A 26,897-nucleotide genomic window follows, 5' to 3' on the forward strand; every position below is an offset into this window, starting at 1 on the left:
GCCGTGACAGTTCTCGACGCGGGCAGGCGCCCAGGCACGGGACCACGGTCATGCAAACCATGCAGCCTGCCGGCGACGCCGCGTGGTCGCGTGAACTGCGGAACCAGACGGAAACGAGGCCGAGCTGCCACTTCGGACGCTTGTACGGAGCCTGTCGTCGCGTGTCTTCACGGGACGGCCATGGTGCGTCGCCGCCTGGTACTGACCACAGTCCGTGGGACGATAGGCATGGGAGCCGCCGGTTCCGAGCGGGAGAAGGTCCGTTGATTCACGCTCATCGTCCCGTTGCGAGCCGAGCGCTCAGCTTGCATCGGGGGGTATGCAAGGAGTAGCCAATGAGGGTGGCGCGCATCCGTATCGGACGTTTCCGGGGTTATCGCCATGCAGCGCTCGTGGTGCCAGAGAACATGGTGCTTGCAGGTGAGCCGCAGGCGGGCCGCACTGACATCGTCGAGGCCCTGCGCCGGGTTCTCGACGCCCGCAGTACTCGGTCCCGCGTGAATCCTCTCGACGTCTACCGACCTGCTGACGGCGATGAAGAGTCCTTGACGGAGGTAGAGGTGACTCTCCTCGACCTCGGGGAGGACCTCGAAACTCTTCTCAGCGAGAATCTGGAAACGTTCGACCGGGCAACCGGGGAGATCGCCACGCCAAGCAACGCGGGCGACGCGGTTCTGGGCGTACGTCTGTGCTATCGCGCACGATATGACCTCGATACGGACACCGGCGAGCACTGGGTCGATTACCCGGCGCGAAGTGATCCCGCTGCCGGTGTGTTCAAGAAGGCGAGCCGGATCGAGCGTGAGTCTCTGCCTGTCCAGTTCGTTGACAGTGCGCCGGCTCTCCAGCTGCGGGCAGAGGGAGTCCTGAGAGCACTCCTTGCTGATGCCGATCCTGGTGGCCTGGACAGCGCCCTCACCGATCTGGATTCGGCCGTCCATGCTGCAACCGGGTCGTTCTCTGAGACGGAGGTGGTCACTAGCGTTCTGGATAAGGTCATTGATTCCGGACCGCAGACTCTCTTCGGTATCGATGACTCCGCCGACATCAGTTTTCTGGCGGATGACGGTTCTATGGCTGCCCTCCTCAGAGCGCTTCAACCAGCGATCTCGATGGGTGCGGCCGGGGCCCTTCCCGTCCGTTCCCAGGGGTCGACTCTCGAGAGTGTGCTCTCGGCCGCTGAAGCCATCGCAGCCGCGCGAGATGCACAATCAGGCGTCGTCATCATCGGCGATGACTTCGGAGATCGCCTTGACGCATCGTCATCTGAACACATGGCGCGGCTCATCCACGTAACGGCAGGGCAAGCGATCCTCACAACGCGCCGTCCTGAGGTAGCACGAGCATTCGATCCCGGTGAGCTGGTTCGGCTCACGGTCAGCCACGGCGAGAGACGACAGCACCAGCTCTCTGCAGTCACGGACAAGACGGGCCGAGTCAACCGGAGGCTCATCCTGGAGCAGCTTCTCGCAGCGCTGAGCGCGAGAACCGTTGTCCTCCTGGAGGGGCCGCTCGATGTCGAGGGGTACGGCGCGCTCGCGTCGCGGCTCTTCCGGAAGACGAACGAACCGCACCACAGCCTCCCCGCTAACGGCATCCGCCTGGTCGCCCCGCCAGGGTCAGACGGAGGAGTTACCCGGCTCCCAGCCATTGCCGAGATCGCCCTTGAACTCGGATTCCGCGTCCGAGCGATCGTCGACAATGACAAGCCAGGACACGAAGATCCAGCAGTCGGAGTCCTTGCAGGAATGATCGAACAACTCGTCGTGCTTCCCACTCGCACCGCCGTGGAGGCCGCACTCATCCGCGGCGTACCCGGAGATCAGCTCCGAGAGACGGTCGAGACCCTGGAAGACTTCGGCATGCCCGCCCTGCCACCCGATCTCGGCGACGACGACATCGCGGACCACCTCATCGCGACGAAAGTGATCAAGAAACAGGGGCTAGGGGCAGCCTGGGCTCACGCACTGACACGACAGCCGCCGATCGCGCGGTCCGCGATCGAAGCAGTCTGCGGCGATACGCTCGGACGCATCGACATCCCTGATCTACCATGACATTCGCCCCGCAGAACCCGGAGCAGCAGCGAGTCGTAGCGACGCAGGCCGAACTCACTGTCGTGCTCGGCGGAGCGGGTGTCGGAAAGACGACCAGCGCGCTCGCCGCAGCTCACGCCCATCTTGAACGAGTAGCAGAAAGCGAACCCCACGATCGGGTCCTGTTCCTCTCGTTCTCTCGTTCCTCGGTGGCGCGCATAGCCTCCCGCGCAAATGAGATTCTCGGCCGCCGAGGCTCCCAGGTGGACATCATGACGTTCCACTCGCTCGCGTTCTCCGTGGTCCGGAGATTCGGGAATCTGGTCGGACACGGCGACGCCGTCCTCGTCAGCCCCGCTCGCGAGAAGCTCGGGCTGGCCCAGCACGAGATCGGATACAACAGGCTCATCCCGCTCACACTCGAAATCGCTCAGGCCGCACCTGCTGTCGCAGAACACCTTCGCACCCGATGGGGCCTCGTAATCGTCGACGAATTTCAGGACACCGGCGATGCGCAGCAAGACCTCCTTCAGCTGATTGCCCGCGACAGCAGGCTGATACTGCTCGGCGACCCGAACCAGTGCATCTACACGTTCCTCGCCGAAGACGGCGTCAGAGTGGAGCGCATCGATGAAGCCTGCTCGGCCGCTGGGACAGAGAACACCATCCTGCTGCCAGAAACCTCCTTCCGAGACCCCTCCGGGATCATCCCGGCCGTCGCCAACGCCATCAGGGGACGCCTGTTCGACTCAGAGGCCATCGCGGCCGCCATCCAGGACGAAAGACTGGTCATCCAAGACGGAATACCACTCTCCGACGAGACCAGTCACGTCGCACGGGTCGTTAGCGAGTTAGCCGCGAAAGATATGGGCGTGGCAGTATTCACGCACCATAACGACATGCTCGCGGCTCTCTCGGATGCACTTGAAGCCGACGGGATCGAACATGAAGTTGCCGGTCTCAGTGACGCGCTCGCCGCCGCCCTCGACGCCCAGACTGCGATGGCGCGATTCCACACCGGCGATGGCACCTGGGGAATTGTTCTCGAAGCGATAGCCGTGTTCCTGACGAGCGCGCAACGTGGGCAGAAGGCGCCCCCCATCGCGTACCAGGTGATGAACGGTTCAGGCCCCACGACCCTGCAAGCTCGCCTGAGCGCTCTTCGAGAGCGTCTCTCCGAGGCGGGGTCCATTCGGGAGGTAATCGAGGTAGCGGCGACGGCACACGACGCGCTCGGACTACCGCAGAAGTCGGGCGCCTGGCAGCAAGCAGCAACCCTGCTCTCGGTGATGTACGCGCGAGCGGCACGCACGAGCAGCGCCCGCGATGACCGTCAGATGGTTGCAGCGATCTGTGCGGAAGCTCGTGAGGCGAGTTACGCGGCGCTCACGGACTCGGCGCTGAGCCCGCGAGAGGTTCAACTAATGAACCTCTACCAGACGAAGGGACGCGAGGCCGACGCAACCGTCGTGGTGTTGCGGGAGGGAGACTTCATGGGCTACGAATCAGAACCGTTCCCCACAACAAGTCGGCTCCTCTACGTGGTCTTCTCCAGAGCCAGACACAAGATCGTCGTGCTGCTCGTGGGCAACAGGTTCCACGCCGCCGTAGCGCCTCTCGCGGCTCTGGCCGCGAACTGAGCTTGCCTACGAGGGGGACCAGAAGGGGACCAGAATCATGCAATCCATGCATCCCGTGACGTGTTCTGCATGATCTGACGCCCGGAATCACGCGGAATCCGGGCAGGCCGAAGCCGTTTGGACGCCTGGGGGTCAAGGGGTCGCAGGTTCAAATCCTGTCAGCCCGACAAGTTATTTGTCCTTGTCGGAACCGCATTCCTGGGGCTTGTCAAGTTGTTTGTGTAAGGAGTCGGCAATTTCAGGGGGTTAGAGGTAGGGCTGGATGCGTTCGGGGTAGGCGAGCGCGAGCTGCGCCAGGGCTTGTTTCCAGTTCGTGACGACCTGGCCTTCGACGAGGCGGCCCTCGGCTTTGCGTTTCGAACCCTTCGGGAGTCCGCGTTCCTTCGCGCGGTCACGGGCTCGTTTGTCTTCGATGTTGCAGATGGCCAGCCAGAGCAGCTTCACCACCGCATCGTCGGAGGGGAAGTGCCCGCGGTTCTTTGTGACCTTGCGCAGCTGGTAGTTCAGTGACTCGATCGCGTTGGTGGTGTAGATCACCCGGCGCAGCATCGGAGGGAACGCCAGGAACGGCGTGAACCGTTCCCAGGCGTCGACGAAGACCCGCACGGTGTTGGGGTTCGCCTTCCCTAACTGGGAGGCCGCCAACGCCTCCAGGCTGCCCGCGCTGCGGGCTCGTCCGGAGCCTCGTAGACGTTTTTGAGCGCTGTCGCGACGGGCTTGCGGGCCTTGTAGTTCACGAACCGCATCGACTGCCGGATCAAGTGGACCACGCAGGTCTGGACCGTCGCGTTGGGCCAGGTGGCCTCGATCGCTTCGGGGAACCCGGTGAGCCCGTCGACGCACACGATCAACACGTCCTGGATGCCACGGTTGGCGAGTTGAGCACAGACCCCGGCCCAAAACTTCGCCCCCTCGGTGGCCTGAATCCAGATCCCCAGGACGTGCTTGATCCCGTCCATGTCGACGCCGACACCGATGTGGGCGGCCTTGTTACGCACGTGCGCGCGCGCCGTCGCGGACCTTCACGATGAGCGCGTCGAGGTAGATCACCGGGTAGAACGCCTCCAGCGGGCGCTGCTGCCACGCGAGTACCTCGTCGAGGACCTCGTCGGTGATCTTGCTGATCGTCTCCCGGCTCACCTGCGCACCCACCGTCGACACCAGGTGGTGCTCGATGTCGCGCACCGTCATCCCGCCCGCATACAGCGACACGATCATGTCATCGAGCCCACCCAGCGCACGAGAGCCCTTCGGGACCAACGTCGGGGTGAACGTGCCGTCCCGGTCCCTGGGGATCGCGAGCTCAACGTCGCCGACGCTGGTAGCGACGGTCTTGGGATAGGAGCCGTTGCGCGAGTTCGGGAACACCACCACGTCGGGGTCGCCCTTCTCGTAGCCCACGTGCTCGCTCAGTTCCGCCTGCAACCCGCGCTCCAGACCGGCCTTGATCAACTGCTGGATCAAGCCGTCCTTGCCGTCGAGTTGGACCTCGCCGGCGTCGATCATCGCGTAGATGCCGTCCAGCGCGCCGCTGGCCTCGAGGGCCTTCACACCCTCACGCTGGTCACGGCGTCGGTCCTCACGGGCATCTCTATCAACCATGGTCATCAGTGTCTCTACTTTCGTGTCAGGAGCCACCCCTTACACAAACCATCTGACACCCTCGCGTTTGCCTGTTAACCGGCTAATCGGGGCGTTGGGGGTAGTCAAGGGCGCGGTGATGCGGTCAGGCATGCTGGATTTGGTGAGCGGTTTGGCGTAGGCATGGGGGTATGGACAACGATGATGTTCTCCTCCTTGAACGCGACGCTCAGTCGTGGCGACTCAGGTGTGACAGCAACCCCGAGTTGGTGTCGCAGGCCAACGCCTATCTGGGGTACCTCGGGGACCGGAACTACTCGCCAGGAACGGTTCGCACCTACGGCTACGGCCTGCTGGCCTTCCACCGATGGCTCCATCACGTTGGGTTGAGTGTTGGCGACGTCGTCACCGACGACGTGGTGGGCTTCCTGAGCGCGTGTCGACAAGAAACGATCCCGGGCCGACCAGGGCCCAACGTGGTCGACCTGGCGGGCCGACCCACAGACCGGCTCGCACCAGCGTCGGTGAACCTGCGGCTGGCCGCCGTCGCCGGGATGTTCGAGTTCTTGTCGATGCGGGACCCGGGAATGCGTTCCCCGATCCCCAAGGGCAAGCCCTCGTCCTGGTTCGCGACCGGGGAGCGCACCGGCATGCTGGTCCATACCCGCCGACGACCGGCACCACGATCCCGGCTACGGCTGCGCACCCCCAGACGGCTGCCGCGGGCGTTGAGCGTTGAGGAGACCGCCACGCTGTTGGGGTCGCTGCGTTGCAGCCGGGACCTGTCCATTGCGGGGTTGATGCTCTACTGCGGGCTTCGTTCCTGCGAGGTCCTGGCCCTGGCGGTCACCGACGTCGATATCGGCGGCCGGTGGTTGAGTGTCCACGGCAAGGGCGGCAAAGACCGTCGCGTCCCCCTTGACGAGGACCTGGCCGCGATGATCGCCTCCTACCTCCTGACAGACCGGCCCGAATCCTCATCACCTGTGTTGTTCCTCAGCGCGAAGGGCCCCACCCGCGGGCAACCACTGACGGCGGCTGGGTTGCGCAGCATCTTCCGTTACCACCGCAGCATCACCGGGATCGTTGCCGGCGCCCCACATGCTCTGCGTCACACCTTCGGCACCGCCTTGGCGGAGGCCGGGGTTGACCTGGCAGTCATGCAGGCCCTGCTGGGGCACGCCCACGTCGACACCACCGCCCGCTACATCCACCTCGCCCCGACTCACGTGAAGGCCCAATACGATGCCGCTCGCACCCGTCAACGCCTCAACCGTCCCTGACCCCTCCGAAACCCCCAAGCAGGTGGTGGCCGCCTACCTCACCCACCAACACCGAACCGGTCGGGGCAATGTCTCCTTCACCCAAGCAGCCAGAGTGTTCATGCGTCGCTGGCCCCAGCCCCAGAACTGGGCCGACGAGGCACTTCAGGTCCAACTCTCCGCAGGTTGCGCTACCCGTCCATTCATCACGTTCCTGCTGGTCACCGGACGGTTGCACCCGGGCTGGGACTACATGGTGAACCGGAAGTTCTCCTCGCTCTGGCGCGACGTCGAAGACACCGCCATCGGGGCAGACCTTGAGGCGTTCATCGAAGCCGCCCGCGGTTGCGGCTACAGCGAGCGCGTTGCCTCCGCGATGGCCTCCCAAGTCATGGCTCGGGTGTTGTTTGCCACCGGCAGGCCGCTGTCACAGACCACCTATGCCGACTTCGACGCCCTCACCGCCGCTGGCGTCCGGCGTCAACACGCCACGGGCAGGACTTGGAAGCACTACCGCGCCGCGGCGACAGCAACGAAAACGGTGCTGTTCCACATGGGAATTCTGCCCGCCCTGCCCGAGCCCTGCCAGCAACCTTGGCCCTTTACCCGTCGCCTCGAGGGCATTCCGGAGCCGATGCATTCGATCCTGGTGCGATACCTGCAACGCAAAACTGTGACCTGCAAACCCAAGACAGTCTCCTGCCTGGCCACCCGACTGAAGCACTTCGCCACCTTCATCACCGCCATCGATCCTGAACTGATCCCGTCGGAATTGACGCGCTGCGATCACATCGAACCTTGGCTGGTGTCCCTGCCTCACACCCTCAACTCCACTACCGGGGCGTTGGTCACCGTCGCTGACCAGGCCCGCCGGATCTTGGCCGCGGCCAACTTTCTGGCTGACATCACCGAGTGGGACTGGCCCGAAGCCCCAACACGGAGGCTGTTCTACTCCTCCGACAATCCGCGGCTTCCCCAGCCACTGCCCAGGTTCCTGCCACCCGACGCGGACCGTCGCCTCACCGAAGAACTCACCGCCTCCGAAAACCGGTTGGCCGCTGATGCTCTCCTGCTGCAGCGCGCTTGCGGGCTCCGTATCGGGGAACTCCTTGACCTTGAACTCGACGCCGTCATCGACACCCCCCACCTCGGATCCTGGCTCAAGGTCCCGCTGGGGAAACTCGACACTGAGCGCATGGTCCCAATCGACGAGGAAGCACTGAACCTCATCGACCGCATCATCGCGCTGCGTAGCCCGGGACGGGCGATCCGACACCCCCGCACCGGGAAACCCGCACAATTCCTATTCACCTCCCACGGCCGCCGCGTGACAGCCACCGCACTGCGCGGCGAGCTCCGCAGGGCAGCGACAGCCGCCGGGATCGGGCACGTCACCCCGCACCAACTTCGTCATACCTACGCCACCGCCCTGGTCAACGCCGGAGTTTCACTCCAAGCCCTGATGTCGATCCTCGGGCACGTCTCCGCCGAGATGAGCCTGCGCTACGGCCACCTCTTCGACACCACCGTCCGCGCCGAGTACGAACGAGCTCTCGACCTGGCCAAGAACCGCATTGGCGCCCTACCCCAACCCGCCAACACTGACACCGTCGAGCCCGCCACGACTTGGTTGACTGGGCCGACGATCAAGACCGCCCTGGCGGGCGGGCACTGCCTCCGCGCCCCCGCGCAACAGGCCTGCACCTACGCCAACATCTGCGAACACTGCCCCAGCTTCCACACCACGATCCAAGACATCCCCATCCTGACCCGGCAACGCGACACCGCCGCGGTCTTGGCCGACGACGCACAACACCGCGGATGGGACAGCGAAACTGAGCGCCACCTCAAACTCATCACCCGGCTCAACACCCTCATCGACACCGCCACGACACGCCCGAACGCCGGATGAAACCAGACACCTCCATCACCGCAAAATCAGCACAGATTAGCCGGTTAATGCTGGGATAACGCGATGGCCGAATCGTTCTTCTCCGCGTTGAAGAACGAGCGGGTCCACCGCACCGTCTACGCGACGAAAGAACGTGCCAGACGTGACGTCATCGCCTACATCGAGGGGTTCTACAACAGCCGCCGCCGGCACTCCGCCCTCGGCTACCGCAGACCCAACGAGGTCCACTACAGTTACCAACAGCCAGCACTGGCAGCGTAAGAGAAACCATCAACTCCGCTGTCCGAAATCACCGCGGCAGCCCAAACACCCAATTCGATCAAGAGAGTTGCGGCCGAGGCTACGCCAAACGCAATGCGGTCCCCCACCACGCCTTAACCGGCCGATAAGCCCCGTCGGGACCTCTTCGCGTATTCGGCAGCCCTCTGCTCCCCCGGTCACGGCTCGAGCGGCAGGAGCAGTGCGCCGGCATGCGGCGGCAACACCACCGTCGAGTTCCTCAGTTGCGCGCCCGCGGGGCTGGTCCACCGTAGCTGGTGACGTCCACCCACATCGATCGCGAGACACCACCCCCCGCAATCCTGCCCGGCCACCATACGGTGGTGCTGACCCCCTACGGGAGCCTCTTCTTCGCCTCCGCGTCTGTGTTCGAAAGCCAGCTACCGCGCGTCGAGGCGACGTCCACCAGCTCAGTCGTCGTCATCAGCATGCGCGGGAAGGAGGACCTCGGCGCAACCTTCATCACCATCATGCTGCGCTACCACGACTCCCTCCAAACAGTCGGCAGCCACCTCGTCCTGACCGGCCTGAGCGAACGCGTCCACGCGCAACTGCACAGGACCGGTGCCTTGGAACGCCTAGGACGCGACAACATCTTCGCCGCCACACCCAGAATCGGCGAATCCCTCAAGGCCGGGCTACAGCGAGCACAGACCCTCCTCGGCCAGTGACATCGCGGCCCTGGGCATTCTCCGCGACGGCACTGCAGGACACGCGCAGGTCCACCACCACTTCGCGCTGGCCCGGGCCTGCCCAAGAGAGTCCCGCGACCTCACCGAGAGTCGCCTGTCGTTCTCCCGCCGCTTGGAGCGCTCGCGTTCAGGCTGCCGGCAGTACGACGTAGGGAAGGATTCAGAGCTGGGGGCACTCGGGCACTTCAATGAGGGAGGCAGGGCGGGGCAGCCGCGCCCGGTCGACCGGTCGCCTGACCAGCGCCACGAACTCGCCCAGGCTGACCCCCGCTTCGAGCGTGTGCCGCAGGTGAGCGTGGAGGGCGATGTGGTAGCGGTTGCGCCGGCCTTCCTTGTCCTTGGTGACGTAGCCTTGGTTGACGAGTTCTCGGACGATCTGCTGCACCGCCCGCTCCGTGATTCCGACCATGTCAGCGATGTCGCGCATGCGCGCGTCCGGGTTCATGGACAGTGCGACGAGCACGTGTCCGTAGTTGGACAGAAAGGTCCAGCCGCCGTCGTTCATACGAAGAAGGATACGCGAGTTACCCTTCTAATGCAGGAGGGTGACCGCCTCCACGGCCGCTGCAAGGGCAGAACTGGTCACAAGCATCACCAGTCGGCCGACTCCCGCAAGGCGGTTCTGCCCGTCGGCAACCCCTGATCGCCGCGCGGGCGCAGGTCGGTAGATTCTCCAGCGACCTCGGCCTTCTCGACCAGCTGGCGAGACTCCCGCCGGAGAGTCAGTTCCCGAAAATCTTCCCCCAGCCCGGGATCTCCAGCTGGGCGAGCTGCTCTCCCGCGCTACTGACGTCTTGGCTCAATCCGGCAATCTGGTCCGCTGCCCCGGCGGCGGCCTCAGTCGCCCCGCCAGCCAGGTCTGCGGCCCCCGTGGTCAGATCCTCGACACCGCTGGTGAAGCCTGCCAGATCGATTGAGCCCGCCAAGGCATCGAAATCGACACCGGCGGCGAGGGCTTCACCGAGGAGCGGGGCGGCAACCGCGCTGAGTGCCGCGCCGCCGGCCACGGCGATCAGCAGCCCGCCGCCTGCACCCGCGGCGGCCGCTCCGAGCCCCTGCCCGGTCATGGCCGCGCCGGGGAGAGGTGTGCGCGCAAGAATCCCAGCTAGGACACCGGGCCGGGCGGCCTCGGCGCGGGTGGCGGTGCGGGCAAGATCCGCCGGCTGCGACGTGCGTGGCTGCTCTTCGGGGGGTAGTTCGGTGCGGAGTCGCGTGTGGAGCTGGTCGCGCTGTTCCGGGGTGAGCCGGGCGAACGCTTCCGCATGGATCCGCTCCAGCTGGGCGGGCTCCGCTGTCCGCAGCAGGTAGTCGTAGCGGGCCACTGCCGCACTGGCGGCCGGGTCGTCCTCCGACGGGGGGGTCGGTCCCACCGGTCGCGAGGCTGCTGCCGGGGGCGCGGCGGACGGGCGTGTGAGCCCCTCGACCGTGCCCCGCAGGGCGCTCGTCCAATCCGGAGTCTGGCCGCCAGCGGTCTTCGCCGGGGCGGCGGTCTTGTTGTTGAGGGCCTTGTAGGCCAGGCCGCTGAGGCGGTCGAACAGGTTCATGAGCGTTCCCTTCGGGGTGTGCGGTGGTACTGATCGATCGTGGCGGGTCCGCCGGGTGTGCGCTCCAGGCTCAGTCCGGTGGGCGGCGGACGGTCGTCGAAAGGCCTTCCGACCCGTTCTCGCCCCGGCGGACCACAGCGTCGGAACGGCCGACGGACGGGTTGTCCGTCGCCGTTGGGGTGGCTCCTCTATCGCGGTCGGCAGGTGTACCTGTCAGCCGCCGGAGCGACCGTTCCCCGTCCCCGCGGGCACAGGTGAGCGACGGCCGAAGACGGGCTCGACCGCAGCGAGCTCCTCGTCGGTGGCGATCCGGAAGGCCCCTGCCGACTCGGCCTGTACTTCGCGTCGACCTTGACCGCGGGTGGCGCGGAGACTGGCGACGATGGACACGGTGATGATGCTGGCGACGACGGCGAGGCTGATCGTGGTCGGGATGTAGAGCACGTCCAGCAGCAGCATCTTGATGCCCACCCAGATCAGGACGAACGAGAGCCCGATCTTGAGGTAGACGAACCGGTGGATCAGGTCAGCGAGGAGGAAGTACATGGCTCGCAGGCCGAGGATCGCGAACGCGTTGGCGGTGAAGACGAGGAACGGTTCGCTCGTCACGGCGAAGATCGCCGGGATCGAGTCGACGGCGAAGATGATGTCAGTGATCTCCACCAGCACCAGCACCGCTAGTAGCGGCGTCGCCACCACAAGCCCCGCCTTGCGGACCAGGAACTTCTGCCCGTGGTACGCGTCTGTCATCGGCACGAACCTACGGAACACCTTGAGGATGCGGGACTTCTCAGGATGGACGTGCTCGTTGCGTGAGCGGAACATCCGCCAGCCGGTGTAGATCAGGAACGCCGCGAAGACATAAAGGACCCACGAGAAGTTCTCGATCAGCGCGGCGCCGGCGGCGATGAAGATCCCGCGGAAGACCAGCGCACCGAGGACGCCGAGGAACAGCACCCGGTGTTGAAGCTCGCGGGGGACCGCGAAGGCGGCGAAGATGATCGCCCAGATGAACACGTTGTCGACGGCGAGGGATTTCTCGATCAGATAACCGGCGAAGTACTGCTGCCCGAATTCCGCGCCCCACAGCGTCCACACCAGCACACCGAACGCGACACCGATCGTCACCCACACGATCGACCAGGCGGCGGCTTCCCGAACCCCGATCACGTGGGCCGTGCGGTGGGCGATGAGGTCGACGACGAGCATCACCAGGATCACACCCAGGACGGCGAACCAGACCCAGAGAGGAACAGTCATGACAAAAACCTCCACGAATATCGTGAAGGTCTCATCGGCCCTCAGGGCCCTGCGCACCGGGTCCCGCAGCGGGACCGTATTGACGATGCGGAGCGAGGATTACTCCCCTTCGGGTCCAAGGAGACAGGAAGAGTGCCTCCCATGTCAAGTCAGCCAGGTCGGGGCCGCTGAGAAGACCTGTCACAGGACACCCGCAGCGTCGACGCCCTCGTCGGCCGGTGCGTTGCCGGTTTGCCCCGGACGTTCGGGAAGCCTCAGCCGGTGTTCTGCAGGCCGGCTGCAGCCCCCTTCACCGTGAGTAGCAGAACCTTCGCCCACTGCTGCCGGGTTTGGGGGTCCGAGGTGTCGTCGGTCTCGGTGCCTTTGTTGCGCAGCAGTCGCAGGGCGCGGAGTTGGAGGTGACTGAGGGCGTCGATGTCGGGGGCGCGGAGGGTGATCCTGGTGCGGAGTTGGGGCTTGTGCTGAAGGAGTTCGTTTTGTTCGAGTGTGGCGAGCACGGTACGGCGGGTGAGGTCGAACTCGGCTAGAACGGCGGTCGTGATGTCAGGGCGTCCGCCGAGGGCGAGGAATGATTCGGCCAGTTGGCGGTTGGCTTTGGCCAGGCTCATCTCGGCGATGTCGATGAGGCTGGCGAAGAGTGGCCATTCCCGGTAGGCGGCGCGGAGCCGGTCGATATCGCCGACAGCGTCTAGCCCGGATCCGAGGCCGTACCACCCGGGGACGTTGGCTCGGATCTGAGCCCACGCGAACACCCAGGGGATGGCCCGGAAGTCGGCTAGGTCTCGTCCTTCGGTGGCTCCGCTACGGCGCGCCGGCCGTGACCCGAGGCGGAGCTGTCCGAGTTCTTCCAGTGGGCTGGACTCGGCAACGACGTCTGCGAAACCTGGCGTGCGCACCAGTTGGAGATAGGCCTGTCGGGAGGCCTTCTCCACCTGTGTGGCGATGTCGGCGTACCGCTGGGCTGAGAGGCTGGTCGACGGGGCCGGATCGGCGTCGGCGAGGAGTACCGCGGAGGTCAGCCGCTCGAGGTGGGCCTGGGCGAGCGCGACGTCGGCGTAGCGGGCGAAGATGACTTCGCCTTGTTCGGTGACCTTGAACCGGTCGGCGACGGAACCGGGAGGTTGGGCCAGGATCGCCCGATGCACCGGACCTCCGCCGCGTCCGAGGGAACCGCCGCGGCCGTGGAAGATCGTCAGACGAACGTTGTGTCGCTGGGCCCAGGTCACCAGTTCGGACTGGGTCTCGTAGAGGGTGAGGGTCGCGCTGGCCGGCCCGACGTCCTTGGCGCTGTCGGAATAGCCGACCATCACTTCGACCTGGTGGTCGCGCTGTCTCAGCCAGGTCTGGGTGCTGTCCAACTGGATCCACTCCTCGAGGAGGGAGGTCGCACCGTTGAGGTCGCTACCGGTTTCGAACAGGGGGACCACGTCGAGGCGCAACGCCCGGTCTCCTACCGCCAGCCGGGCCAGTGCCCGCACCGTGACCAGGTGCTCCGCCTTTTGGGTGAAACTGATCACATAGCGGCCGCAGCAGCGGGGACCCCAGCGTTCCTGCAGCAGGGCCATCACCCGCAAGGTGTCCAGCACCTCGCGGGTTTGATCGGTGATCGGCCGCACGTGGTCAGGCCAGCCGTGGACGGCCAGGTCGTCGAGCCGGGCCAGTCGGTTGCCCGCGGGCGCGGCGCCGTCCAGTTGGGAGAGCAATTCCTCGATCGCGGCGGCGTGGACCGCGCTGTGTTGGCGGACTTCAAGCTCCGCCAGATGGAAGCCGAACGTCTCCGCCTGCCAGATCAGGTGCTGCAACTCACCATGGGCGCCGCGGACGTCTCCGGCCAGTTGCAGCGAGGCCTGCACCAGCTTCAGGTCGGCGATCAGGTCCCCCGGGTCACGGTAGGCCAGATCCAGGCTGCCCTGGCGGGTCGCCCCGAGGCGCGCTGCCACAAACAGGAGCTTGTGCCGATGCGGTTCACCTGGCGATGAGGCCTCGATCGCTGCGGAGATCTGTGGCCCCGCGACGGCGTCCACCGCGAGGGAGTTGCGCAGCGCCGGGGACGCCGGGGTGTTCTCATCGCTCATCGTGAGGGTCCGGGCCACCCGATCCACTCCCTCAACCAGGGCGGCCAGCACATGGTCGGCCTGGAGGGCCATGGTCTGCCGGGTGACCTCGGCGGTGACGAACGGGTTGCCGTCACGGTCACCCCCCACCCAAGTGCCGAACCTGGCGAAGGCCGGGACGATCGGCGCCTGTCTGCCCGGCTCACCCCCGCCGAACGCGCGCTCGACGGCACGGTACAGCCGTGGCACGGCCCGGAACAGTGTCTGGTCGAAGACCGTCATGAGCGTGCGGACCTCGTCCGTCGGCTGAGGCGGGGTGCTGCGCAGTGGTGAGGTCCGGTGCAGGATGTTGATCTCCTCAAGCATGCGCCGACGGGCGAAGGCCTGCTCATCGGGACCGTTGCGGGCGTCGTCATACCTCTCGAGTTGGACAGCGATGCGGCTCAATGCCGAAGCCACCGCCCGGCGGCGAGCCTCGGTCGGGTGCGCAGTGAACACAGGATGGATCACCAGCCGGTCCAGCCGCGAGGCCACCTGAGGCCCCAAGGCAGCCACGGCCGGCCAGACATCGTCGGTGACTGGAGCTTCCGAGCTCCGTCCGCCGCTCTGCCCGCGGGACCGGTGCCGTTCCTCCGCGAGGTTGGTCAGGTGAAAGTGCACGGTGAGCGCCTGGGCCAGGCGCGCGGCCTCGGAGACGTCAAGGGCGTCGACGATACGGCGAGGAGCATCCCGGTCCCCACCGCAGGCAGCGCGCGTGGTGGCGTTGCGCAGGGCAGACAGCAGGCTGGCGAGTTGACCCTGCCCCGCCTCGGTCAGGACCTGGTTGTGGAGTCCTGTGAGTAAAGCGATGTCGGCGACCAGCAAACCATCCAGGTGGCGCCCACTCTGGGTCCGTGGCTCGAGACCATTCACAACAAGTCCTCCTGACTCGCAACAACCACGGACACCGCGTCCTGGCCGCAAAGGGATGCAGGCCTTCGTCAGGCAGGCACCGGGAATGTGCATTTGGGTGTGACCAGCGCGGCCTAATGGGAAGTCTAACTCACGCATTCATCTTCGTACGGCTAGGGCTTGTCGGCGCTCCGTCGACGCCGACCGACCGCGGCGACCGCCATGTCCGCGGGGCCACGGCGGCTCGACGGAGCCCGCCCAAGCACCTCCCGTCCCCACGGCCTGAGGGCCTCAGGGCGGTAGCCACAAACCGCCCCTGGTCGCCTCACCTCACAGACGCAGGTGCGGACAAGTGTTCGGCCACGGTCTCCAAAGCCAGACCCCTTGACGCCTTCACCAGCGCGACGTCCTTCGGACCCAACCAGGCCGCGGCAGCGGCGGCGGCGGCGTCCCTGTCCGATGTCACGATGGTCTCGACGCCACCGGCTCCCTTGACCAGGTCGTCGGCGTGGAAGCCGATCGCGATCAGTCGGTCCACGCCGTGGGCGGCGGCTAGCGCCCCGACCTCGACGTGGGCCGCGGCGGCTCCTGGGCCGAGTTCCAGCATGTCGCCCAGCACGGCGAGGAGGCGCCCGCCGGGTCGACGCAGCGAGGCCAGGGTGCGCAGTGCCGCGGCCATGGAGTCGGGATTGGCGTTGTAGGCGTCGTTGATCACCAGCGCCCCGTTCTGACGGGTGCTGAGTTCCATCCGCCACCGCGAGCGGGCGGTCGCGTTGCTCAGGGCCCTGCCGATCGTGTCAACGTCCAGGCCTTGCCCGAGAGCTGCCGCCGCTGCGGCCAGAGCATTGCCGACCTGATGGGCTCCCGTCACCTGCAACTCCACTGGTGCACAGCCTGTGGCTGTGCCGCTGGCCCGGAGCAGGAAGGTGTGCCGTTGCCCGTCGGTGGCCCCGACCTGCTCGGCCCAAACCCGCAGGTCACCCCATCCGGGCGTAGCACCGACGGCGAAGGTGGCGATCCGGGCGCTGGTGCGTCCGGCCATGGCTGAGACGAGCGGGTCGTCGGCGTTCAGGACCGCCCAGCCTTCTGCGGGCAGCGCCCCCACGATTTCGCCCTTGGCCTTCGCGATCGCCGCGACCGACCCGAACTCGCCGAGGTGGGCGTGGCCGACATTGACCACAATGCCGACGCGAGGCGGCACGATCGCGCACAGCGAGGCGATGTGGCCTGTACCGCGGGCACCCATCTCGCTGACCAGGAAGCGTGTGGCTGCATCCACCCTGGTGGCTGTCAGCGGCACGCCGATCTCGTTGTTCAACGAGCCGACCGGGGCGACCGTAGGACCGGCAGTGGCCAGCACCTGGGCCAGCAAGTCCTTGGTACTGGTCTTGCCTGATGATCCGGTGATGCCGAGGGTGACCAGCCCGGCCGCGGCGGCTTCCTCCACAAGCGCTGTCGCCAGGGCGGTCAGCCCTGCCAGCGGGTCGGGCACCACCAGTTGCGGGACCGCCAGCGGCAGTTCCCTACGCACGAGGACGGCCGCGGCCCCAGCCGCGACCGCCGCCGCTACGAAGTCGTGACCGTCGGCCCGCTCCCCCGGCAGTGCGACGAACAGGGCACCGGGACTGCTTGCGCGAGAGTCGATGACCACGTCAGGGCCGACGAGAGAGCCTGGGTCGCCGACCAGCCTGGCTCCCGACAGCTGGGCCAACCGGGCGGCACTCAGGAAACGCATACGCTATATTATTCACGAATTGCTTTACGTACGTCAATCGGTTAGGTTCACCACCATGGATATTGAAGGCTTCCCCGACCTGTTGGCCGCCAACCGCCGCTACTCGATCTCGGCCCCGCGCGACTTCGACGGCATCGCCCACGCCGGAATCGGCATCGTCACCTGCATGGATTCCCGCCTCCAGCCACTGGAGATGATCGGGCTGGTCCTTGGTGAGGCCAAGATCCTGCGCACCCCCGGCGGGCACGTCACCGACGACGCCCTCCGCGGCCTGGTTCTGGGCGTGCACTTGCTCCGGATCACCCGGATCCTGATCGTCCAACACACCCGTTGCGCGATGGCAGGCGGAGACGACGCCTGGATGCGTCAACGAGTCGCTCAGGCAACCGGCGCCGACCTGACCGGCGTCCACATCGGCGCGGATCCCAACCAGTTGGGTCGCCTTCAGTCGGACGTCGAAATGGTACGCACCCACCCCTTGATTTCGGGGCGAGCACAGGTCGGTGGATTCCTGTACAACGTCGACACCGGCCTGCTTGACCAGCACGGATGACGCGCCCGGCCGGGAGAGTCCAGCGCCGCCTCGCGGACGAAGTGGGACTCAGAACTCAACCATGCCTCGATGGTCGGGACAGGAGCCCTTCATGACTGATGATCCCCACACGGGCCCTGCAGCTCCAGCCCTTCTTGTGCTCGAGGATGGCAGATGGTTCCGGGGAGTCTCCTTCGGGGCCACCGGCGAGACGTTCGGGGAGGCCGTGTTCGCCACCGGGATGTCCGGTTACCAGGAGACCCTCACTGACCCGAGCTACCACCGGCAGGTGGTGGTGGCCACCGCACCGCACATCGGCAACACAGGCTGGAACGACGAGGATGACGAGTCCGGCCAGGTCTGGGTGGCCGGATACGTGGTCAGGGACCTGTCCCGGGTGCGGTCCAATTGGCGCTCGAACCGGTCGCTAGACGCCGAACTGGGGACTGCAGAACAAGATGGTCTTGTCGGGCCACACCTGTTGCGCCTGGACCTCCAACCCGAGGACGTCAACGCGGGCGAACGTGTCGAGGTTCGCGGCGGTGATCGCGGGCACGACAGGGATCGGTGAGGTAGCGTCAGACATGAGCCTTGTTCGTTGAGAGAAGTGACGTAGACACTCACATCCTCCCAGCGGCAAGGCTCCCTACATCTACTCACCCGCCCAACGCAGTCCCACTCTCAAATGGGAAGAGCCGTTTTGTTGCCTGGTGATGAAGGAACACATCCGAGCTGCGCGAGGAGCCCGCGGTCCAGGCCGCGTTGCTCGATCAGATCGACTCGACGAAGGTCCGCATCGGGGTAGCGCAGCCCGGCGCGACGGATGAGGCCCTCGTCCTTGGAATGAGTGAACGCTGCGTGCGCATCGTCGACGACGAGCTGGACGCGTTCCTCGAACGCCATCCCGAGAGTGAGGGTGTCGTCCTGGGCTTCGAACGCGTCCAGCAACACGGTCACGCCCATCTCGCGGAGTTTCCGCTTGGTCTCGCTGTCGAGCCGACTCATCGCTGACCTCCTGCGTAGTAGTTGGCGCCGCGAACGAACCCGGCCGGTGTATCGGCTGCGTGGGTGCTGGGGTTGGCTGGGGCCTTCTCCGGCGGCCAGGCGCATCCTGTTGCGTCTCGAGGATGGGCCGCAGGTGGGCGTAGCGCGGCGAACGAACCGCAGACGCCAGCGCGATGCCCGCCGCGGCCTCGACGCGTGCCGCCGAGTAGCGACGCGTCAGCCGCAGCACTGCCAGCGCCGCGTCGAGCCCTTGCTCGTCGACGGGGACGGACTCGAAGATCCGGTTCACGATCGTCGTCGTGTCCTCACCGACCCGCCCCGCCCATTCCCGGACCCGGGTTGCGTCCCATTGACGGTAGCGAGGCCCTTCAGGCAGGTCACTGTCGTGCGTGCGGTGCTCGTTGACCATGCCCGCGGGAGCGAGGAGATGGCTCGTGAGTCGCGTATCGCCGTCAAAGACCTCCAGCGTGGTGGCCGTGACGCGCAGCTCGACGGGGCGGCCAACATAAGGGTAGGGAACGGAGTAGAAGTTCTTCTCGAACACCACATGCCCGTCGTTTCGGACCCTGCGCCCATACACCCACCGACTGATCTCGTAGCCCACTGCCGGCAGCGGGCGCAGCAGCGGCCGTTCCTCTGCCTCGAACACCGACAGCCGAGAGCCGGCGCGCTTCTGGAACGGTGTCGCGTTGTAGGCCCGCATCCGCGCATAGATCGCCTCCCGCAACTCCGGTAGCGTCGCGAACGACTTCCCCGGCAACGCGGCGATCACCTGGGTGGCGATGTTGCCGACGGTGTTCTCGACACTGGCCTTGTCCTTGGGCTTGGGGACCCTGCCGGGCAGGACCGCCGCCCAATAGTGCGCGGCAAGCTCCCGATAGGCGTCGTTGAGGACCACCTCGCCCTCCGCCGGATGCGCGATCACGCCCGTCTTCAGATTGTCCGGAACGATCCGTGGAACACTGCCACCGAACCACTCGAACATCGCCGTATGCGCCCGCAGCCAAGCATCCTGCTTCATATCCAATGACGCCTCGACGAACGCGTACCGGGAGAACGGCAAACACGCGACGAACAAGAACACCCGCGTCGACTTCCCCGTCACCGGGTCGGTGAGCTGCATCGCCTTGCCCGACCAGTCGACCTCCACGCTCTGCCCCGCCTTGTGACCGACGCGGGAGGGGAGCCCCGCGACCAGGACGTGCTGCTGGTAAGTCTTGCAGAACCGGTCATAGCCCATCGCTGGCGACCCCGGACCCGACGCAGGCGTCGCGGTACTCACCATGCAGCAGCTTCAACGTAACACCCACCCTCGCGAGCTCACGGTGTACCTCATCCCAGTCCGGCTGGGCGTAGACGCTCTGATACTCACCACGGCCCGGGAACAGCCGTGCATAGACGTCCCCATCCGGCAACGGGGCAACATCCTCATAGGTCAGACCCACAGCGTCAGCAGCTGCGATGACCCTGTCCACCGAGTGACGAGACATGCCCTGCGCCGCAATCTGCCGACGCGAGAGCCCCTCCGACCTCAAGCGAAGCACGAGCTTGGCTTTGATCTTGCGTACCATTCCAATTACTCCTTCTGCCACGTGAGACGCCACGCGGCAGAAGGAGCCTAGGAACAAGGTGGCGCTCAAACCCAATAACCGGCGGCGCTCACCACCCCGATCGCGTCAACACCGACGTGGCGCCAAACGGCAACAGCTCTGGCGCTCAACGAGCCGAATATTTCAAACCAGCCCTTCTTCGCCTTAGTAGCGAGTTGAAGCGCCGCTTTGCCGCACCTGCAACACGCTGCAGATGGGCTCGACTCCGAGCGGGCGACCCTCAGCCACGTCGTCCTTGTTCGCGTCGATGAACGCGACTACTTCCGGTGTTGGCGGTCGAGCTCCGCCCCGAAGAAACTCGCCTTATGTGGGTGATCGCTGTCAAGCGGTGGCTTGATCGAGGCCTTCGAGGAGGTTGGTGTAGATCTCGGCGCGGCGGGTTTGGCCTTTGGCGCAGGCGTCGTCTCGTTGGGCGATGAGGGTGGGCCGGTGCTGCTGGGTGGTGAAGAACATGGGGCAGGTTTCGCAGATCGTTTCGTAGCGGCAATCGAGCTCGACGGGCCGGCGGCAGTAGCCGTTGCCCAAGAGTCGTTTGTTGACCTCCGCATGCAGGGCGGTCATGGCTGGCCCGGCGGCCTCGGCGGGCAGGACGGGGATGGCGGGCTCAGCATCTTGGTAGAGGGCTTCGATCTTGCTGGTGACTTGGAAGTACTGGTCGGCGACGGTGCGGTCACCGATGCGGGCGTAGACCATCGTCATCGACAAGTCGGCGTGGCCCAGTAGCGCGGCGATCGCTTCGAGGCTCATGCCGCGGTTGATGGCTTGGGTGGCAAGGGTGTGGCGCAGCTGGTGGGGGTGGACGTGGCCGATGCCCGCGGCAGTGGCGGCTTTCTGGACGGCTTTGTCGACGCGGGTTGGTGGAATGGGTCGTCCGCGTTCGAGCAGGAGCAGGTCGCTGGCCTGCCAGGACGGGCGGTGGGCGATCCAGGCGTCGATGAGGGTTTTGAGGGCCGGGTCGAGGGGGATGTAGCGGTCGGTGTGGAGTTTCCCGACCGGGGTGCGAAGCCAGTAGCCGGTGCCGATCTGGACGACGGCGTTGATGCGTAGTCCGAGTAGTTCGCCGCGTCGCATGCCGGTGCGGGCCAGGATCTGGATCATCAACCGGTCGAGTTCGTCGGGTAGCTGTGCGGCGGCGGTCATGAACGCGGCAGCACGGGCATCGTCGAGGAACTTGGGCAGTGGCTTGTCCAAGCGTGGACGGTCTTCGCGGAAGACCAGAGCGCCGGTGGGCAGGTCGGGATAGCTCCATTCGGTGATACGGGTGAAGAAGGTATGCAGGTGACCCATCCGCATGCCCAACGTGGTCTTTGACAACCCGGTCTGGCCGCGGTAGCCGGGTCGTTGATCAAGCCAGGAGCGGTAGTCCTCGATGTGGCAGCGCTGCAGGTCGGCGATGCGATTGACCTCGGGGTGGTGGGCGATGAGGTATCCGGCGAATTGCCGCAGGGTGGTCTCGAACAGTGTCACTGATGAGGGCCGTAGTGAGGCGTGGCATTGCTGCAGGTAGCGGCGCATCGTGGCAGCCATCACCGGAACATGGGTGGTGATCTGTTCCCAGTCGACCTCGGCGGCGCTGCGCGCCGCCCATGGCCGGCGGACAGCCGGTTGCGGTGCTTGCCCGCGGTGGAACATCACCGCATCCAGCCCGAACAGTGGCGTCGACAACCATCGGGGCGGCGCGCTCGCTCGGGAGGCCATCACGGCATCGAAGTAGCTGGTGCGCGCCTGCTGGTAGGTCTGTGTGGTCAGGGCATCAGGGCTGGTGCCGGCGATCACGCAGATGCGCGCCAGATGGGACCACATGCGTCGGCTTTGTGCCGTGGTGAAGCCCAGCTCGAGGGCTTGGGTGGTGAATCTGTCGCGCTGCTCGGGATAGGCGTCAGCGATGTAGATGCCCCAGTGGCAGCATGACTGGGAGACGAAGTCCGGGGTGACCGGCAGGCTGCTGGCGATGGCGGCGTGAGCAGCGAACGACATCACCTCGGTGCGGACCTGGCGGCGTTGCTCGACGCTGGCGTGGTTCCAGCCGTCGAGATCACCGAACAGCCGACCGAAGCGCTGTGCCGCCAAGCGACGGCCCTTCGCCGACGCTGAGCTGGAAGCAGCCGCAATGTAGGAGGCCGTCACCTCCTCAAGAGCCGGACTGGTGCTGGTAGGGGCAACAGCGGTCATGGACGGGGCCCTTCCTCGATGGGTGGGTAGATGTCGCTCAACACCTGCATGGCGTCGCGGTACTGGTCAGCGAGCCAGTCGTTGGACAAGTGGAGGTAGATGCGGGTGGTCTCCAGGTTGGCGTGGCCGGCCTGGGCCTGAATCGCCTCCAAGGCCATGCCCGCCTCCCTCAGCCGGGTGAAGCATGTGTGACGCAGTTCGTGGCAGGTCGCGTGTCGCAACCCCGCGCGACCTCGGGCCCCAGCAAGGACTTCGTCCAGCCCTGCTGCGCTCAACGGCATGCCGCGGCGGGGTCCCTTCAACACCACGAACACCAACCCGGTGTCACACTCCGGGGGACGCTCGGTGGTCAGGTAGGCGGCCAGGTGGGTGAAGAACGCGTCGACGACCGGGACGATACGTTCGTGGCCGCCCTTGCCCTGGTGGACGAAGACCCGTCCATCGCCCAGCTGGATGTCGGCCAGACGCAGGCCCAGCACCTCACAGCGTCGCAGTCCGGCGTGCAGCATCAGCGTGACCATCGCCCGGTCCCGCTCGGTGCGCAACGCGCCCATCAACGCGACCGCCTCGCCCGGCGACAGCACCTGCGGCAGCCGTTTTGGAGCACGGACCAGCGGCGAGCCCCGCAACGACCGCGACCGGGGCGTCATCGACCGAGGAACCGGCTGCCGCTCACACACACCGCGGGCCAGCAGGTAGTCGAACAGCGAGGTGACCGTGGCCAGGCGGCGTTTGATCGTGGACGCCGCCAGGCCCTGCTCGCCGTCGACCAACCGGACCACGTTGCCGCCATGGCGAGGTTCACGCTGCTGCTCGATGAAAGCCAACACATCCGCCGTGCCCACCCCAACCGGTGGCTTGCCCACCACCGTGAAGAAGACCTTCAAGTCGAAGGCCTGCGCCAACACCGAATTGGGTCGCAGACGCGCCGCGGTGAACCTCAGATACTCGTCCACCCACTGCTCACCCAACCTGGGTGGCTGCCCCTCCACGAAGACCAGCTGTGGCACGAACCCATCCATCACTGGCCCCCAGCCACTCGAAGACACCACCATCGTCACCGCCGCATCGACGGCCTGCTTCTTCGGGGTCCAGATCACCTACATATCAAGCCGCTCGCTTGAGGATCTCGTTGGCTCGGCGCAACTCGCGGACCTCCTGCTCCAGCTCCCGCACCCGACGAGCCTCGAGCGTCGACACGCCGGCGACGTGACCATCGTCGACATCGGCCTGCTTGACCCACGACCGCACTGACTCGACGCCGTATCCGAGCTGCGCCGCGACCCGCTGCACGGTCCCGTGCTCGGTCCCCAGCTCGGCTCGCAACGTGCGCACCATCCGGACCGCGGCGGCCTTCTCCTCCGGCGAATACCGACGCGTCGTCGGCTTCCCTGCTGTCTGCTCTTTCGGCATAACCCCATCCTCGTTTCCAAGGTCAGGAGTCTCCAACAAACTCAGTACGGTTCACTGAAGGCGGCGGTACGTGCGTGGGTTCGGCAAGGAGCGCGGCGCGGATCGTTGCGAGCCGGAGCAGGAAGGTGCGCTCGTCGTACTTCTTCCGCCTGAGCCAACTCGTCACTTCACTGTTGTGTTTGCTCGCGTTGCAGGATCCGCACGCAGGGACCACGTTGTCGAGCGTATAGCGGCCGCCGCGTGAGATCGGGTGGATGCAGTCTCGCTGCAGCGGCACTCCGTGCTGTCCGCAATAGGCACAGCCTCCCCAGGCGTCGACGGAGATCAGCCCACTGGGCGGGGGTGAGGTCGTTGTCGACGCGGTCGAGCCTGCGCTGTCGTCTCTTCGCATAGCGTGCTCGGGTGGCCGCCGACCGTCATGCGGCGGAGAACTTGTTGCGTGCGGGCACCGTCCAACAGTACTGCGACCACATGATTCGGGTCGGATTGCCCCGCGCGAGGCGCGGATCACGGGGTGTGGCGCAATGGCTGGTATCGGCGGACCCTTGAAGAAACAGATCGCGACTCAGCGAATCACGTTGAAATAGGGAGGCGCCATGTCTCACGAAACACAGGTGGCGGCGTTGCATGAGGTTCTCGATGCGTTCAGCAGGCACGATCTCGACGCCATCATGGGCTACTTCGCAGAGGACTGCGTCTTCGAGTCGCCCCGGGGAGAGGATCCCTGGGGGAGTCGGTTCGTCGGACGCAACGAGGTCCGGCGCGGCCTCGCAGGCCGCTTCGAAGGCATTCCTGACGTGCGGTACACCGGCGGCAGCCATTTCGTCGCCGGCCAGCGGGGCGCCTCCGAATGGACGATCACGGGCACAGCCGTGTCGGGTGAACGCATTGAGGTGCGGGGTTGTGACCTGTGGACGTTCGACGACGAGGGGCTCATCGTCCGTAAGGACAGCTTCTGGAAGTTGCGGCAGCAGGCTTAGCTGCCGTGGGGGAGCCACGCGTGAGGGGCAGTCAGGCCTCGGCACGAGCCGTCGCACGCACGTTCCTCCGTGCGAAAAGGGCCAGCACCCCGCCCACAGCCAGCATGGGGAGGCCGAACAACCATGTCTCTCCCTCCACCTGTGTGGCGAGCAGGACGCAGCTGGCTAGGCCCAGGACGGGCAGCCCGCGCGGCACGCGGTAGTGCTTGTGGGCCACCGCGTCCTTGCGCAACACCAGGACGGCGGCGTTGACCGCGGTGAACACCACCAACAACAACAACACCAGCGTCGAGGCAAGCACCTCGATGGAACCCAGCAGCGCCAACACCACCGACAGCCCGGTGGTGACAATGATGGCGAGCCACGGCGTCTTCCGGCCGGGAAGCACCTTCGACAGGAACGACGGCAACAACCTGTCGCGGCTCATGCCGTAGGCCAACCGCGAACTCATGATGCCGGTCAGCAACGCGCCGTTCGCGACGGCGACCAGAGCGATCACCGAGAACAGCACCGGCGGAACCCCGCCCGCAGCGCGCACCACCTCCAGCAGAGGGCCGGTCGACGCGGCGAGCTCGTCGGTGGGCACGATCGCACTGGCAGCGATGCCGACGCCCACGTACACGAGGCCCGCCACCAGCAACGCCCCGAACAGTGCCCGCGGGTAGGAGCGCGCGGGATCCTTGGTCTCCTCGGCGACGTTGACCGAGGTCTCGAAACCCACGTACGAGTAGTACGCCAGCACCGTTCCTGCGAGAACAGCAGCGAGCGGGCCGTTCTCGGCGGTGCCGAGCTGAGTGAGTCTCGACGGGTCCGCATCACCGCGGGCGATGACCATGAATCCCAGGACAACCACCAGCACCAGGCCGCCCACCTCGATGATGGTGGCGAGGATATTCGCGAACAGGGACTGCTTGATGCCGAATGCGTTCAGGGCGGCGAGCAGCCCAAGGAACACGATGACGGTCACGGGCACCGGCAGGGTCAGGAACTCGCCGAGATAGTCTCCGGCGAAGCCCAGCGCCAGTGCACCGACCGAGACGATCCCCGCCGCGAGCATGCAGTAGCCGATGAGGAAGCCCGCGAACGGGCCGAAAGCCCGGTTCGCGTAGTGGGAAGATCCGCCCGCCCGAGGGTACTTGGTGGCCAGCTCGGCGTAGGATCCGGCGGTCAGCAACGCCATGACCAGCGCAACCAGGAGCGGCACCCAGACCGCCCCGCCGGAAGCGGCCGCGATGACGCCGACGAGAACGTAGACCCCTGCTCCGAGGACGTCCCCGAGGATGAACGCGAACAGTGCGGGGGTGGTGACGGAGCGGTTGAGCGCCGTGTGCGTGACGTTCGACATCCCCTGAGGCTAGCCACGGAGGGGGCCAACGGCGAACGCGTCGATGCCGAGTTGGCACCTGCCGCCCCTTGCTTCGGAGGCTCACCCGAGTTCTAGAATGTGGAGTGAAGGGCAATGTCGCCCTCATACGGGAGTCCACCATGGAAAGACCCAGACCGTCGTCCGCGCCGGCGGAACCTGCGCTTGAAAAAGCCCTCCTGACAGGGGCAATTGAGAAGCGGACCCCACCCTCCGGGACAGCCAGCGTCGACCTGTCCTGGCGCCCCCTGTACAGCATCGGCGGTTACGCGGCACTGCTGTTCGTGGTGTTGGTGCTGGTCCCCATCGTCCTCGTCTTCGTGGCGCCCTTGCCGCCCAGCCAGGGGCGGCCTCTTCTGGAGTACATCGCCGAGCACAAGGCCGTCTATCTGGTCGAGCTGGTGTCTTTCGTCGGCTTGGCGGTGCCTGCGCTCCTGGTGTTCGCCGCATTGGGCGTCGCGCTGTCCACCGTCAACAAGACCCTGGCTCTGATCGGCGGCCTCCTCGGGATCGTGTCGGAGACCATCGCGTTGGCCTTGGGCAGCAGCCCGCAGTCCCTGCATGGGGGCATGGTCGTGCTGAGCGACGCCTACGCCGGCGCGGATCAAGGCGAGCAGGCCGCGCTGGTGGCGGCGGCAGAGGCGCTGATCGCCGCGACGAACGCCGTGTCCTGGGCGGGCATCCTGACCGCCGGCGCGATCCTGGTGTTGTCCGTCGTGATGTGGCAGGGCCAGTGGGGCCGGGCCTTGTCCGTCGTCGGCATGGCAGCCGGGGCGATAGGTGTCCTCAGCGAGGCCCTGCGCCCCATGATCGGCTCCGCCTACCTCGTCTACGGCCTCCTGTTGCCGATCTGGTTCGCCTGGGTGGGCGTGAAGCTCTTCCGGGTCGCCCGCCGCAGCGGCAACCCGTCGACGTCGGGATGAGGGCGCCAGAGCC

Annotated in this window: 18 protein-coding genes and 6 pseudogenes; 10 read left to right on the forward strand and 14 right to left on the reverse strand. The window is 66.1% G+C overall.

The annotated features are described in order from the left end of the window. Nucleotides 1–335 precede the first annotated feature (335 nt). Nucleotides 336–2,057 carry an OLD family protein gene (locus ACX1DX_RS03685; protein WP_459397679.1) on the forward strand — a complete coding sequence of 574 codons (1,722 nt, stop codon included), beginning with the start codon at nucleotides 336–338 and terminating at the stop codon, nucleotides 2,055–2,057. Then, nucleotides 2,054–3,676, forward strand: a complete 1,623-nt coding sequence (locus ACX1DX_RS03690; protein ID WP_459397680.1) for a UvrD-helicase domain-containing protein — start codon at nucleotides 2,054–2,056, stop codon at nucleotides 3,674–3,676. The genes ACX1DX_RS03685 and ACX1DX_RS03690 overlap by 4 nt, the downstream gene beginning before the upstream one ends. A 246-nt stretch (nucleotides 3,677–3,922) precedes the next feature. Here ACX1DX_RS03690 and ACX1DX_RS03695 read toward each other — a convergent pair. Continuing rightward, nucleotides 3,923–5,278 (reverse strand): annotated as a pseudogene (locus ACX1DX_RS03695) (IS256 family transposase). A gap of 170 nt (nucleotides 5,279–5,448) precedes the next feature. Between ACX1DX_RS03695 and ACX1DX_RS03700 the strand changes: the two are divergent. The 4 genes and pseudogenes from ACX1DX_RS03700 (at nucleotide 5,449) to ACX1DX_RS03715 (ending at nucleotide 9,381) form a co-directional block, all read left to right on the forward strand. Then, nucleotides 5,449–6,540 (forward strand): tyrosine-type recombinase/integrase, encoded by a 1,092-nt coding sequence (locus tag ACX1DX_RS03700; RefSeq protein WP_459396807.1) that lies wholly within the window; start codon nucleotides 5,449–5,451, stop codon nucleotides 6,538–6,540. Further along, on the forward strand, nucleotides 6,503–8,431 hold the full coding sequence (locus ACX1DX_RS03705) for a tyrosine-type recombinase/integrase (protein WP_459396806.1): 1,929 nt from the start codon (nucleotides 6,503–6,505) through the stop codon (nucleotides 8,429–8,431). The genes ACX1DX_RS03700 and ACX1DX_RS03705 overlap by 38 nt, the downstream gene beginning before the upstream one ends. Nucleotides 8,432–8,479: 48 nt before the next feature. Next, nucleotides 8,480–8,692, forward strand: a pseudogene (locus ACX1DX_RS03710) (integrase core domain-containing protein); the annotation flags it as partial. 341 nt (nucleotides 8,693–9,033) lie between these two features. Then, the gene (locus ACX1DX_RS03715; RefSeq protein WP_459397681.1) at nucleotides 9,034–9,381 is read left to right on the forward strand and encodes a sodium-independent anion transporter; all 348 of its coding nucleotides are present in this window, start codon (nucleotides 9,034–9,036) and stop codon (nucleotides 9,379–9,381) included. A gap of 181 nt (nucleotides 9,382–9,562) precedes the next feature. Here ACX1DX_RS03715 and ACX1DX_RS03720 read toward each other — a convergent pair whose 3' ends face one another. The 5 genes from ACX1DX_RS03720 to ACX1DX_RS03740 all read right to left on the reverse strand — a co-directional run bounded on the left by ACX1DX_RS03720 (nucleotide 9,563) and on the right by ACX1DX_RS03740 (nucleotide 16,886). Next, nucleotides 9,563–9,907 carry a MarR family transcriptional regulator gene (locus ACX1DX_RS03720; protein WP_459397682.1) on the reverse strand — a complete coding sequence of 115 codons (345 nt, stop codon included), beginning with the start codon at nucleotides 9,905–9,907 and terminating at the stop codon, nucleotides 9,563–9,565. 217 nt (nucleotides 9,908–10,124) lie between these two features. Beyond that, nucleotides 10,125–10,946 carry a hypothetical protein gene (locus ACX1DX_RS03725; protein WP_459397683.1) on the reverse strand — a complete coding sequence of 274 codons (822 nt, stop codon included), beginning with the start codon at nucleotides 10,944–10,946 and terminating at the stop codon, nucleotides 10,125–10,127. A gap of 213 nt (nucleotides 10,947–11,159) precedes the next feature. Beyond that, nucleotides 11,160–12,206 (reverse strand): TerC family protein, encoded by a 1,047-nt coding sequence (locus tag ACX1DX_RS03730; protein ID WP_459397684.1) that lies wholly within the window; start codon nucleotides 12,204–12,206, stop codon nucleotides 11,160–11,162. A gap of 254 nt (nucleotides 12,207–12,460) precedes the next feature. Continuing rightward, nucleotides 12,461–15,172 (reverse strand): phosphoenolpyruvate carboxylase, encoded by a 2,712-nt coding sequence (locus ACX1DX_RS03735; protein WP_459397685.1) that lies wholly within the window; start codon nucleotides 15,170–15,172, stop codon nucleotides 12,461–12,463. 304 nt (nucleotides 15,173–15,476) lie between these two features. Further along, nucleotides 15,477–16,886 carry a UDP-N-acetylmuramoyl-tripeptide--D-alanyl-D-alanine ligase gene (locus ACX1DX_RS03740; RefSeq protein WP_459397686.1) on the reverse strand — a complete coding sequence of 470 codons (1,410 nt, stop codon included), beginning with the start codon at nucleotides 16,884–16,886 and terminating at the stop codon, nucleotides 15,477–15,479. Between the two features lie 55 nt (nucleotides 16,887–16,941). Between ACX1DX_RS03740 and ACX1DX_RS03745 the strand changes: the two genes are divergently transcribed. Then, a complete protein-coding gene (locus tag ACX1DX_RS03745) occupies nucleotides 16,942–17,439 on the forward strand; it encodes a beta-class carbonic anhydrase (RefSeq protein ID WP_459397687.1) in 498 nt (165 codons plus the stop codon). Between the two features lie 91 nt (nucleotides 17,440–17,530). Then, nucleotides 17,531–17,890 (forward strand): annotated as a pseudogene (locus ACX1DX_RS03750) (carbamoyl-phosphate synthase domain-containing protein); the annotation flags it as partial. Nucleotides 17,891–18,099: 209 nt separating this feature from the next. Here the strand turns inward: ACX1DX_RS03750 and ACX1DX_RS03755 are convergent. The 7 genes and pseudogenes from ACX1DX_RS03755 to ACX1DX_RS03785 all read right to left on the reverse strand — a co-directional run bounded on the left by ACX1DX_RS03755 (nucleotide 18,100) and on the right by ACX1DX_RS03785 (nucleotide 24,009). After that, the gene (locus tag ACX1DX_RS03755; protein ID WP_459397688.1) at nucleotides 18,100–18,423 is read right to left on the reverse strand and encodes an ATP-binding protein; all 324 of its coding nucleotides are present in this window, start codon (nucleotides 18,421–18,423) and stop codon (nucleotides 18,100–18,102) included. Beyond that, a pseudogene (gene istA, locus ACX1DX_RS03760) lies at nucleotides 18,420–19,994 on the reverse strand (IS21 family transposase). The gene ACX1DX_RS03755 and the pseudogene istA overlap by 4 nt, the downstream one beginning before the upstream one ends. A gap of 204 nt (nucleotides 19,995–20,198) precedes the next feature. Further along, nucleotides 20,199–20,330: pseudogene (locus tag ACX1DX_RS03765) on the reverse strand (IS3 family transposase); the annotation flags it as partial. A 24-nt stretch (nucleotides 20,331–20,354) separates the two neighbouring features. Continuing rightward, nucleotides 20,355–22,205: a tyrosine-type recombinase/integrase gene (locus tag ACX1DX_RS03770; RefSeq protein ID WP_386086400.1), complete on the reverse strand. Its 1,851-nt coding sequence runs from the start codon at nucleotides 22,203–22,205 to the stop codon at nucleotides 20,355–20,357. Further along, entirely contained in the window at nucleotides 22,202–23,305 is a 1,104-nt protein-coding gene (locus ACX1DX_RS03775; RefSeq protein ID WP_459018380.1) for a tyrosine-type recombinase/integrase, read from the reverse strand. Before ACX1DX_RS03775 ends, ACX1DX_RS03770 begins: the two co-directional genes overlap by 4 nt. 10 nt (nucleotides 23,306–23,315) lie before the next feature. Beyond that, nucleotides 23,316–23,618 (reverse strand): annotated as a pseudogene (locus tag ACX1DX_RS03780) (transposase); the annotation flags it as partial. A 22-nt stretch (nucleotides 23,619–23,640) separates the two neighbouring features. Then, a complete protein-coding gene (locus tag ACX1DX_RS03785; protein WP_459397689.1) occupies nucleotides 23,641–24,009 on the reverse strand; it encodes an HNH endonuclease in 369 nt (122 codons plus the stop codon). Nucleotides 24,010–24,214: 205 nt separating this feature from the next. Here ACX1DX_RS03785 and ACX1DX_RS03790 point away from each other — a divergent pair, with 205 nt between their 5' ends. After that, nucleotides 24,215–24,598 carry a nuclear transport factor 2 family protein gene (locus tag ACX1DX_RS03790; protein WP_459397690.1) on the forward strand — a complete coding sequence of 128 codons (384 nt, stop codon included), beginning with the start codon at nucleotides 24,215–24,217 and terminating at the stop codon, nucleotides 24,596–24,598. Between the two features lie 31 nt (nucleotides 24,599–24,629). Here ACX1DX_RS03790 and ACX1DX_RS03795 read toward each other — a convergent pair whose 3' ends face one another. Beyond that, a complete protein-coding gene (locus tag ACX1DX_RS03795; protein WP_459397691.1) occupies nucleotides 24,630–25,943 on the reverse strand; it encodes an APC family permease in 1,314 nt (437 codons plus the stop codon). A gap of 140 nt (nucleotides 25,944–26,083) precedes the next feature. On the opposite strand from ACX1DX_RS03795, the gene ACX1DX_RS03800 reads away from it, so the two are divergent. Then, on the forward strand, nucleotides 26,084–26,884 hold the full coding sequence (locus tag ACX1DX_RS03800; protein WP_459397692.1) for a hypothetical protein: 801 nt from the start codon (nucleotides 26,084–26,086) through the stop codon (nucleotides 26,882–26,884). Nucleotides 26,885–26,897 lie beyond the last annotated feature (13 nt).

The sequence above is a fragment of the Tessaracoccus zhenghani genome (assembly GCF_054552775.1).

Coding starts and splice junctions, on each gene's coding strand:
- ACX1DX_RS03755 (WP_459397688.1), bottom strand. CDS start 18,423: ATGAGTCGGCTCGACAGCGAGACCAAGCGGAAACTCCGCGAGATGGGC.
- ACX1DX_RS03700 (WP_459396807.1), top strand. CDS start 5,449: ATGGACAACGATGATGTTCTCCTCCTTGAACGCGACGCTCAGTCGTGG.
- ACX1DX_RS03690 (WP_459397680.1), top strand. CDS start 2,054: ATGACATTCGCCCCGCAGAACCCGGAGCAGCAGCGAGTCGTAGCGACG.
- ACX1DX_RS03800 (WP_459397692.1), top strand. CDS start 26,084: ATGGAAAGACCCAGACCGTCGTCCGCGCCGGCGGAACCTGCGCTTGAA.
- ACX1DX_RS03725 (WP_459397683.1), bottom strand. CDS start 10,946: ATGAACCTGTTCGACCGCCTCAGCGGCCTGGCCTACAAGGCCCTCAAC.
- ACX1DX_RS03740 (WP_459397686.1), bottom strand. CDS start 16,886: ATGCGTTTCCTGAGTGCCGCCCGGTTGGCCCAGCTGTCGGGAGCCAGG.
- ACX1DX_RS03770 (WP_386086400.1), bottom strand. CDS start 22,205: ATGACCGCTGTTGCCCCTACCAGCACCAGTCCGGCTCTTGAGGAGGTG.
- ACX1DX_RS03730 (WP_459397684.1), bottom strand. CDS start 12,206: ATGACTGTTCCTCTCTGGGTCTGGTTCGCCGTCCTGGGTGTGATCCTG.
- ACX1DX_RS03745 (WP_459397687.1), top strand. CDS start 16,942: ATGGATATTGAAGGCTTCCCCGACCTGTTGGCCGCCAACCGCCGCTAC.
- ACX1DX_RS03685 (WP_459397679.1), top strand. CDS start 336: ATGAGGGTGGCGCGCATCCGTATCGGACGTTTCCGGGGTTATCGCCAT.
- ACX1DX_RS03720 (WP_459397682.1), bottom strand. CDS start 9,907: ATGAACGACGGCGGCTGGACCTTTCTGTCCAACTACGGACACGTGCTC.
- ACX1DX_RS03705 (WP_459396806.1), top strand. CDS start 6,503: ATGCCGCTCGCACCCGTCAACGCCTCAACCGTCCCTGACCCCTCCGAA.
- ACX1DX_RS03790 (WP_459397690.1), top strand. CDS start 24,215: ATGTCTCACGAAACACAGGTGGCGGCGTTGCATGAGGTTCTCGATGCG.
- ACX1DX_RS03795 (WP_459397691.1), bottom strand. CDS start 25,943: ATGTCGAACGTCACGCACACGGCGCTCAACCGCTCCGTCACCACCCCC.
- ACX1DX_RS03785 (WP_459397689.1), bottom strand. CDS start 24,009: ATGCGAAGAGACGACAGCGCAGGCTCGACCGCGTCGACAACGACCTCA.